General features: G+C 30.5%; 8 protein-coding genes. 6 read left to right on the forward strand and 2 right to left on the reverse strand.

The genetic code is table 11. From position 1 onward, the window contains the following. Nucleotides 1–792, reverse strand: a 792-nt coding sequence (locus HN894_13040; protein ID MBT7144246.1) for an SAM-dependent DNA methyltransferase, incomplete at its 3' end; no start/stop codon positions are given. A gap of 5 nt (nt 793–797) precedes the next feature. Continuing rightward, nucleotides 798–1,355, reverse strand: a complete 558-nt coding sequence (locus tag HN894_13045) for a restriction endonuclease subunit S (GenBank protein MBT7144247.1) — start codon at nt 1,353–1,355, stop codon at nt 798–800. Nucleotides 1,356–1,636: 281 nt separating this feature from the next. Here HN894_13045 and HN894_13050 point away from each other — a divergent pair, with 281 nt between their 5' ends. The 6 genes from HN894_13050 (at nt 1,637) to HN894_13075 (ending at nt 10,275) form a co-directional block, all read left to right on the forward strand. Beyond that, nucleotides 1,637–2,182: a TetR/AcrR family transcriptional regulator gene (locus tag HN894_13050; protein MBT7144248.1), complete on the forward strand. Its 546-nt coding sequence runs from the start codon at nt 1,637–1,639 to the stop codon at nt 2,180–2,182. A 172-nt stretch (nt 2,183–2,354) separates the two neighbouring features. Further along, a complete protein-coding gene (locus HN894_13055; GenBank protein ID MBT7144249.1) occupies nt 2,355–3,503 on the forward strand; it encodes a metallophosphoesterase in 1,149 nt (382 codons plus the stop codon). Nucleotides 3,504–3,546: 43 nt separating this feature from the next. After that, nucleotides 3,547–4,089, forward strand: a complete 543-nt coding sequence (locus HN894_13060; GenBank protein ID MBT7144250.1) for a DUF4395 domain-containing protein — start codon at nt 3,547–3,549, stop codon at nt 4,087–4,089. 248 nt (nt 4,090–4,337) lie between these two features. Then, entirely contained in the window at nt 4,338–6,287 is a 1,950-nt protein-coding gene (locus tag HN894_13065; GenBank protein MBT7144251.1) for a tetratricopeptide repeat-containing sensor histidine kinase, read from the forward strand. Nucleotides 6,288–6,472: 185 nt separating this feature from the next. Continuing rightward, nucleotides 6,473–8,428 carry a tetratricopeptide repeat-containing sensor histidine kinase gene (locus HN894_13070; GenBank protein MBT7144252.1) on the forward strand — a complete coding sequence of 652 codons (1,956 nt, stop codon included), beginning with the start codon at nt 6,473–6,475 and terminating at the stop codon, nt 8,426–8,428. A 146-nt stretch (nt 8,429–8,574) separates the two neighbouring features. Next, complete coding sequence (locus HN894_13075) at nt 8,575–10,275, forward strand: dipeptidase (protein MBT7144253.1); 1,701 nt, start codon at nt 8,575–8,577, stop codon at nt 10,273–10,275. The last annotated feature ends 352 nt before the right edge of the window (nt 10,276–10,627 follow it).

A 10,627-nucleotide genomic window follows, 5' to 3' on the forward strand; every position in this document is an offset into this window, starting at 1 on the left:
ACGAATTGTTGCATCATCAAAACCATGCAAAAACATATTCATAACAGCTAATGCCCATGTGCTACCATTTGCTTCCTGTCCATAGAGTGAGAAATTGTCAGAACCAACTTCTTCACCTGCTTTAATAAGTAGTGAAGCTGAGCCACATGTCGGGTCACAAATTCGTGAACCGGGTAAGGATTTGGTCAGTTTAGCAATTAAAGTAGATACTTCTTTAGGCGTGAAAAACTCTCCCGCTTTTTTCCCGGCATCGCTAGCAAAACGTTCAATAAGGAACATATAAGCTCCGCCAATAATGTCGTTGCCATCAAGATGAGAAGGACGCAAGTCCAGCTTGTCGTCGTTGAAATCAAGTAAGAGATTTCTTAATCTGGTGTTCTTGTCTTTGGGTTCACCAAGTTTACTGTTATTAAAGTCAATATTTTGGAAAATACCAGCACCGTCTTCGCTGTATAATTTTTCACGGTTTGCTTCTTCTAAATCAGTCAATGCAATATTTATCAGCTCACCAATATTAGCTTCGTTACGGCTGTCAAATAAAAACTTAAAATGACTGTGCTCTGGAACAACAAAACGCTCATGTTGCATGGCTCTTTTTGCTCTTTCCTGCTCTCCATTGTATTTTTTAAAATATGCTTCGTACTTATCGTCATGTACATCACTTAGATATTTAATAAAAAGCATAGTCAGTACATAGTCTTTATATACACTTGGGTCAATACTTCCTCGGAAAGTATCGCAAGCTTTCCAAACTGCATTGTTTATATCTTCTTGTGTTATCTGTTTAGCCATGATGTTTATTTAATTGCATTGATTAATAAATTCTGTATTTCTATTTCTCTGAGATTTTCAATTTGATATTTTAAGTTTCTTTCTTTATTGCGTAGCTTGAAAATCCTTAAAATCAATTCTTGTTTTTGAATACTGGGTATTGGAATTTCCAGTTCAGACAAAACTGCTTTTGATATTGAAGCAATGGAAGAACCTCTTGCTTGTCCTTTTAGTAATCTCTGTGTCTTTGGGTGGTTTAAAAACCAAGTTAAATAACCAGGTAACACATTGTCATCAGTAAGTCTCACAACAAAAAATGAGGTTGAAGCAACTGCTGGCATTTCATCATTTTCATACCATGCTGCAAAATTCTTTGAGCCTTTCGCCGCAAATAATACATCTCCTTTTTTAAGTAAGTGCTTTTCAATTTTACTACTGGATTCTAAATCAGGGTATAGTATTTCTGAAATCTCACCATTTACATCAAAGTGCTTAGCCTGCAAATAGACTATTTCACCCTTTTGAATTGGTTTTGCAAATACTCCTGTTTGAATTCTTGATATATGTTTCAATACTGCTTTCAAAAAATTATATTTTTAAGTAATACGGCTACAAAAGTAAAACATATATTTCAAAATACCAAATAAGAATTCGTTTTATTTTTAAGTATATGCTCTACAAAATATTAAAAAGTGTTTCCTTAGTAGTGTTTTCAATGGATTGGAAAGATTGCTCTATTTTGCAAATTTTAGTCTATATAGCAGTTTTTGTGATTAGCAAAAGTGTGGATTGTGAGTTGGACTTATTTTAAAGGTAGTTTAAAATAAAATTGGAATATTCATTCTAAAAGTATTATATTTGCAAAGTGAAAAAGAGAGATGAAATATTGAGGGCTGCATTAAAACTTTTTGTAGAACAAGGAGAGCAGGCCACTTCTATGAAGCTAATTGGCAAAGAGGGAAAATGCGGAATCGGTACAATGTATAATTATTTCAAATCGAAAGACAAGCTGATTAATGAACTTTACATTGAAATTAAGACTAAAATGTTTACATACATTCAGAGTGCTTTAGATAAAAATGCACCTGTAAAACAACAATTTGTTGATACAATGCTCAGAGCATCAGATTTTTATTTAAACAATCCATTAGAATATAAATTCCTTGAAGTATTTTCATACTCTCCAAAAATTTCGAAGCAAGCTTCAGAAAAAGTAAACAAATTAGTTGTACCTATTTTAGAAATATTTGAAAAAGGAAAAAAGGAAGGAATTATTAAAATAATTGATAGCTATCAATTATTGATATTTACGAAAGGAGCAATATCAGCCAGTATTATGAATAATCCGGATATAAATGAAAATGAGAAAAAAGAATTTGTTCTAATGGCTTGGGATGCTATTAAGAGTTAAATGTTTTTTTTGCAGAAAAAATGGAATGAATATTCGTTCTAAAATTAAAGATTTAATAAAAAATAAAAATAGTAAAAACACAATTTGATTCTCAAAAAAAAATGCCACAATATATTTAAATTCAATGCCAAAAAGAAAACAACAAAAAGCAACATATTAACAGTAAATAAAAATGAGAATTATAATAGCAATTTCAATTTTCTTAATAGTTTTAGGCTCAAGCGGATATTATGTTTACATAAGAGCAACACAAAGTTTTTCAGGGCTTTTTTCAAGTTCAAAACTAATTATAATTGTATATATTTTTCTAATGACATCGTTTTTTATTGGAAAAATAGTTGAGAATTATTCGATAGGAATAATTAGCAATTCACTTGTCAAAATTGGTGCTGTAGCTGCGGGATATTTATTTTATTCTTTGCTTTTTGTTGTTGTTTTTGATTTAATTCGAGCGGCAAACTCGATTGTTCCTTTTTATCCATCAATTGTTGTTAATAATTATGAAAAAACTAAAGCTATAATTGGCATAATTTCGTTAGTTACTATCACAGCAATTTATGTATTTGGCTACATTAATGCTCAAAAACTGAATGTTAAAGAGTTAGATATTTCAATCAACAAAAGTGAAAGTAGTTTTGAATCTTTGAATGTAGTTGCTGTGAGCGATATACATTTGGGAATTTCTGTAAACAAAAAGAAAACAAAAAGACTAATTGACAAAATAAATCATCTAAAACCCGATTTGGTAATTATTGGCGGCGATATTATTGACGATAATCTTGAGCTTGTAAAACATTTCAAATTGTTGGAATATTTCAAAAATATTGAGTCAAAATACGGTGTATATTCTTGCATGGGAAATCACGAATACATTAGCAGGTCATATAAAGATTTAAATTATTTTGAAGAAAATGGCATCAATATTTTAAAAGACACAACAATAAATATTGATAATAAATTCTATATTATTGGCAGAGACGACAAAGAGGGGAGAGCTATAAACGGCAAAGAACGAAAGTCAATAGCTGAGCTAAGCAAAAATATTGATTTTAAACTTCCTGTCATTTTGTTAGATCATCAGCCGTTTAGTTTAGAAAAAACAGCAGAATATCCTATCGATTTACAATTTTCGGGGCACACTCATAATGGGCAGTTTTGGCCGCTCAATTACATTACAGGATTAATTTTTGAAGAAGACTGGGGATATTTAAAAAAGCTAAATACCCATTTTTATGTCTCGTCGGGCTATGGAACTGCTGTTGTACCAATCAAAGTTGGAAACAAATCGGAAATTGTAAATATCAGAATCACAAATAATTAAGAATTGTTTTAAAATACATTTATTCACTAAAAAAAAGAAAATCATGTCAGTTATCAGTTTTGGAAAATACATTGAGGGACATAACTATAAAGTTTTAGACGAAAGAACAATTAGGGCAAGTGCCGGAATAATGTTGCTCTTGGGAATCATTGCATCTATCAATGGTTTTATTTTGGAACAATACCAGATAATTCCATATATAGCAGGATTTCTGGTGCTAAATTTTTTGATAGGAATTTTTATAAATCCAAAATTTGCACCTACAATGTTTGTTGGTTATATTTTTGTTCGCAAACAATCATCGCTGCCAATTGGGGCAATTCAGAAAAAATTTGCATGGAGTCTTGGTTTAGCCTTGTCTGTAGCGATTTTTATTCTATCACTTTTTTTGTTAGAAGATGTAAAATATTTTGATCCGGTATGTTTGTTATGCCTCACTTGTTTGCTAATCTTGTTTCTCGAAACTGCTTTTGGAATTTGTGTGGGTTGTAAGCTATATCAGCTATCCATAAGGATGAAACTGTTGAAAAAACCCGTAGAAAAACCAAACTGTATGGGCGATGCCTGCGAAACAAAAACCGAATAAATTTGCTCCAAAATTCAGAAGTAGTTTTTGTGATAATCGATAAATATGTAGTAAGATTTCAGAATTGGGCTTCTGAAAATAGTAAATTTCAAGGCGTAAGAAATTTACTATTTTTAGAAGTCGCTATAAATTACCTAACTCTTGTAGATTGTTGAATAAGACCGATTCAGATTTTTTTTCAACTGAATTCTACACTTTTTCAATATTATAAATGGAAATTGTTATCTTTGTTTTTATAAAGTATAGAAATGAAAATAAAAATAATACTTAATAATTTGCTATTTTATAAAGTTCACATTTCTATTATTATAGCTTTACTTTCAATAGCTTGTCAAAACAACTTTCTACAAGCTTCTAATATAAATATCGACAGCCTTTTAGCCCAAATTGACACATATAAAAACGATACAGACTATATAAAAAATCTCCAAAGTATTGCTGAATTTTACAGAACCACTAATCCGGATACTGCAATTTATTATATTTCTAAAGCAATAGAGCGAGCAAAACAAAAGGATATTTTCGATTTGTATTTCAATGCTTCATCCTTACTAAGTGTAATTTACAAGTTTAATGGAAAAACTTCTAAATCAATTAATCTAATGGTTGAAATATTGAAAATGAGCGAGGAGCATGGAGATACAGATAAGCAAGCACGATGTCTTGCTGATTTGGGAGAACACTGTAGAGCTACTCAACAATTCGATGCAGGAATAAATTATTTGAAAAAAGCGATTGTGGTTTCCCATAATGCAAAAGACCCAAGATGGATAGCTTTGGCATACAATAGAATAGCCGCCATTTATTTTGAATGTAATGAATTAGACTTAACTGTTAAATATGCCGATTCGTCATTGTTGCAATGTGAAAAAATAGAATTTATGGCACTCATACCAAGCAATCTTGACATTTTAGGAGCAGTATATTCTAAACAAAATAATTATAAAAATGCGATATCAATATATTACAAGGCACTTAAATTATGTAATCAGTATGATCGTGAAGAACAAATAACTACATTAATTAATTTAGCCAGAGCATATTACTATTGCGAACAAAATGATTCTGCACTTATATATGCAAACAAAGCTTATACATATTCAAAAAACCATAACATTTTAATGAATAAAGAAAATTCAGGTTTTCTGTTGGCTAAAATATATTCTGCTATTCACGATTATAAAAATGCTTATTTTTACCTTGACACAATAGCAAACCTTCGAGATTCATTATTCAATGCAGCCAACCACTTGCAAATTTCAGAAACAATTACCAAGTACGAAACAGAAAAAAAAGAACAGGAAATCAAAAATCAAAAACTCATTATCAGAAACAAAGAAATTAATAATTATTTCTTGTTTGCAAGTGTAGTTTTTTTGCTTGGAGTATTTATAGGGTCAATTATATTTATTACTAAAATCAGAAAAAAGAACAAACTTCTGAACGATAGAAACTGCGAAATTCAAACTCAACGAGATGAGTTACAATTTTTTGCCAATGAATTGGAAAAAACAAACAACATAAAAGACCGTTTCTTTTCAATTATTGCTCACGATTTGAAATCGCCATTCAATTCTTTGCTTGGGCTTAGCGATTTACTCAATGATAGCATTGAGAATTATGATAAAGATGATATTAAACAAATTTCTGATGCTATCAACAAAGCATCGAACAAAGCATTCAACCTATTAGTAAATTTATTAAATTGGTCGCAAACACAAACGAATAGAATAAAATATAATCCCACCGAAATAAATATCACCGAAATAATTCAATCTAATATAGATCTTCATGAAAGTATAGCAAAATCCAAATCCTTAAATATTAAATTTGAACCTAAAGAAGATGTACAAGTTTATGCAGATATTAATATGCTTGATACTATATTGCGAAATTTAATGTCAAATGCAATAAAATTTACTGAAAATGGAAACATTGAAATTCAAGTAAATATAAATTCAACGCATTGTGAAGTATCTATTCAAGATTCTGGAATCGGTATATCTGAAGCTAGCCTTCAAAAATTGTTTCAACTTGATCAAAACATATCTACTAAAGGCACAAGAGGTGAGTCAGGAACAGGTCTTGGGCTTATTCTCTGTAAAGAATTTATTGAAAGGAATAATGGAACCATCAAAGTGGAAAGCACATTAAATGAAGGAAGTATATTCTCAATTAGTATTCCACTTGCAAGTTGATTGTATTTCCCTCAATATTCAATTTATAAGTGAGTTTTCAAATACAGAAAACGAATCAATCTTCTGAGCTTCAGATTTCAACAAAAAACCAAAACAATAGATATTGTTGAGAACAAATTCTAATATAAGGATTTCATAATTTAGATTTCTTAATAATTATACTATTTTTGTTTAAAATTTATATTATGATATTGAGACTAAGGCTATTATGTTTTTATATTAATAAAGTAATCCTTTTGGTAGTTTTAACTATTATATTGATTTTCTTAGATAATAATTCTCTCAAAGCAAATAGTGAACAATTTGGGAAAACTTCTTCAGAAACAAGTAGTAATTACAAGGATTCTATCAGATTAAGTAAACTTTATGATTTGTCATATTCATACCGTACAATAAATCCTGACACTGCAATAAGTTTGCTAAAACAAGTTGTCGATAAAGCAAAGACAATCAATTCTTTATATTATTACTACAATGGATCATTATTGCTTGGAGCAACTTATAAAGACATTGGAAATCTTCCTGAAGCAATAAAATCTGTTCTGGAATTATTGAAATATTGCGAAAAAAATGGAACTATAAACCAACAAATTAAATGTCTGACTGATTTGGCAGAACATTGCAGAGCTGCCCAACAGTTTGATGCAGGGATTAGATATATCACAAAAGCTGTCAGTTTATCAAAAAGTGCAAATAATTTGAGAAAGTTAGCAATTTCATATTATCGTTTTGCGGCAATATATTTTGAATATCCAAACTTTGAACTTAGCGAAAAATTTGCCGATTCATCAATTATTGTTTGCGAAGAAATTGGATTTAACAGACTTATTCCAAATAACCATGATATTTTGGGAGCTATTTATACAAATCAGAAAGAATACGCTAAAGCAATCCCGCTTTATTATAATGCAATAAGAAAAAATGAAGAAAATGGCGGCGAACAAGAAAAAAATATTAATATTTATATCAATTTGGCAAGGACATATTACAAAATTGGTGAGCACGATTCAGGATTAGTATTTGCACATAAAGCTTTTGAATTTGCCAAAATAAATAAAAATTATATCTATAAAGAAAATTCTGCTTATCTCTTAGCCGATTTGTATATAGAGATAGATAATTACAAAAATGCGTATTATATGCTCGAGACAGCTTGTACAATTAGAGATTCATTATTTAATGCATCTAAAAATCAGCAGATTTCTGAAATGAATACGAAATACGAAACTGAAAAGAAAGAACAACAAATTCAAAGCCAAAAACTTGTCATCAGAAGTAAAGAAATCTATAATTACTTTTTATTTGTAAGTGTAGTTTTTCTAATTGCTATTTTCATAGGAATCTTATTTTTTGTAAATAAAATTCGAAAAAAGAACAACCTACTCAAAAGTAACCAAAATGAAATTGAATCGCAAAGAGATAATTTGCAATTCTTAGCCAACGAACTGGAAAAATCTAACAATATAAAAGATCGTTTCTTTACGATTATTGCTCACGACCTGAAATCTCCATTCAATTCAATACTTGGACTGAGTGAGATTCTTAAAAATAGTATAGATGATTTTGATAAAGATGAGATTATTCAAATTTCTAAAGCTATCAATAATTCTTCGAGTACTGCATTTGATTTATTGGTTAATTTATTAAAATGGTCGCAAACACAAACCAATAGGATAAAACATAATCCCTCAAAAATAGAGATCAACGAAATAATTCAATCGAGCATAGAACTCCTTGAAAATATCGCAATATCCAAATCATTAAACATTAGTTTTGATCCTCAAGAAAATGTACTTGTTTATGCTGATATCAACATGCTTAATTCCATATTGCGTAATTTAATATCGAACGCTATTAAATTTACTGACAGCGGAAGAATAAAGATTCAAGTAAATATTAATTCAAAGTACTGTGAAATATCCGTTCAAGATTCTGGAGTAGGCATACCAGAAGATAATCTAAAGAAACTATTTTTACTCGACGAAGATATTTCTACGAAAGGTACTCAAGGTGAGTCGGGAACTGGTCTCGGACTAATACTATGTAAAGAATTTGTTGAGAAAAATAATGGAAGCATCCAGGTGGAAAGCACCTTAAATGAAGGAAGCAAATTTTCTTTTACTGTCCCGCTTGCACAATAAACTTCAGCAATCATTTTTCCATTATTCAAAAAAACCATTAGAATCTATTGTTTCAAATGAACAAAGAATTTGATCCAGAAAGGTCATTTTTCTCAATATATTTTTTTTTCTACTTTTGCCCCCTTTGAAATTTATTAATTTATTAAATGGTTATTATGAACAGACTAAAATTATTTTTTGCAATTGTATTAATATCTGTATTTCAGATTAGTTCAGTTGAAGCATGCACAAATTTTTTAATAACAAAAGGAGCCTCAACAGATGGTTCTACAATGATTAGTTATGCTGCGGACTCACACGTTCTTTACGGAGAATTATATTATTGGGCTGCAAAAAAATATAAAGAAGGCACAATGCTCGATATTTATGATTGGGATAGTGGGAAATTTCTTGGAAAAATAAAACAAGTAAGGCAAACTTATAATGTTACCGGAAATATGAACGAATGGCAGGTTGCTATTGGCGAGACTACTTATGGCGGCAGAAAAGAACTTAAATCTCAAAAGGGAGCAATTATGGACTACGGAAGTTTGATATATATTGCTCTTCAACGTTCGAAAACTGCTCGTGAAGCCATAAAAATAATTACAGATTTAATGGCTGAATACGGTTACTATAGTTCTGGAGAATCATTTTCGGTTTCTGATGCAAATGAAGTTTGGATATTAGAACTTATAGGAAAAGGTGAAGGTGAAAAAGGAGCAATATGGGTTGCCAGATTAGTTCCTGACGGATATGTTTGTGCTCACGCAAATCAAGCAAGAATCACCACTTTCGAATACCAAAAAGAAAATAAATGGGATGACCCAAAAGCAAACACTTTTACTGCACCTGATGTGATTTCTTTTGCAAAAGGAAAAGGCTGGTTCAAAGGCAAAGACAAAGATTTTAGCTTTTCCGATACTTATGCACCTGTTGATTTTGGTGGTGCCCGTTTCTGCGAAATCCGTGTTTGGGCTTTCTTTAATGCAGTTGTAGGTGGAATGGATAAACATTGGGAATATGCAAAAGGTCATATTAAGCATAACGATCCTAATGAATATGCTTCTAACCGTATGCCTTTGTGGATTAAGCCAGACAAAAAAGTTTCAAACCACGATATGATGAATTTCATGCGCGACCATTTGGAAGGTACTGAATTGGATATGAGAAATGATATTGGTGCAGGTCCGTTTGAATGTCCTTATCGTTGGAGAGGATTAACATGGAAAGTTGATGATGTTATGTATTGCAACGAAAGAGCTACAGCCACACAACAAACAGGATTTTCATTTGTCGCTCAAAGTCGTTCGTGGCTCCCACGTCAAATTGGTGGAATTTTGTGGTTTAGTGTTGACGATGCTGCTAGCACAGTTTATTTTCCAATGTATTCAGCAGCAAATAAAGTTCCTGAAACTTTCGCTGTTGGAAATGGTGCAATGATGGAATGGTCTGATAATGCAGCTTTTTGGGCTTTTAATCAAGTTTCAAATCTAACATACACAAGATATAATTATATTCATCCTGAGGTTGCCGAAAAACAAAACAAACTCGAAACTTTGTATATCAGTCAGATAGCTGAAAATGATAAAAACTGGAAAGAATTAAAATTTAAAAAAGCAATAAAAGCAATTACAAATTATTCGGTTACAACCGGAGATGATTTAACAAGCGAATGGAAAGATTTCTATAAATACCTTTTCTTAAAATATATGGATGGCAATATTAAAGAATCTCAAGAAATTACTGAGGGATATAAATATAAGCCTGCAAAAGTGGATCAACCCGGATATGGAGAAAAATGGTATAAAAAAATTATTAAAGAAACCGGCGACCAGTTTAAATATATTGGGAAAGATTCTCACTAAAAAGCTTTAATTTAAATTAAAGAAATAGCCCTGTTTTTTGATAGGGCTATTTCTTTTGTCAAAAATTTCTTACATGATTCTACAATAAATTCATTTTTTTTCTTGATATTTACATTTTAAAAAATTAAAAAAGATGAAATTACAAGATTATTACTGAATTAGGTGGTTTGGGTTTAGTTCAACAGAAATTTACACACATGTTTCAGAAAATAATTTTAGAAATTTTAAAAACCCAATAGATGACCTACTTTAATCAGAATAATAAAAATGTACGCTTATACCCTAAAATTCCGTGTGTAAACGTACATTTTTCTAAAGACAAAGAAGATATAAGCGTACATGTACGCTTACA

It is taken from the genome of Bacteroidota bacterium (assembly GCA_018692315.1).
Taxonomy (GTDB): Bacteria; Bacteroidota; Bacteroidia; order Bacteroidales; family JABHKC01; genus JABHKC01.

Bases quoted from the DNA above. Each gene is read 5' to 3' on its own strand.
- HN894_13055 (MBT7144249.1), top strand. From the start codon at position 2,355: ATGAGAATTATAATAGCAATTTCAATTTTCTTAATAGTTTTAGGCTCA.
- HN894_13060 (MBT7144250.1), top strand. From the start codon at position 3,547: ATGTCAGTTATCAGTTTTGGAAAATACATTGAGGGACATAACTATAAA.
- HN894_13065 (MBT7144251.1), top strand. From the start codon at position 4,338: ATGAAAATAAAAATAATACTTAATAATTTGCTATTTTATAAAGTTCAC.
- HN894_13070 (MBT7144252.1), top strand. From the start codon at position 6,473: ATGATATTGAGACTAAGGCTATTATGTTTTTATATTAATAAAGTAATC.
- HN894_13075 (MBT7144253.1), top strand. From the start codon at position 8,575: ATGGTTATTATGAACAGACTAAAATTATTTTTTGCAATTGTATTAATA.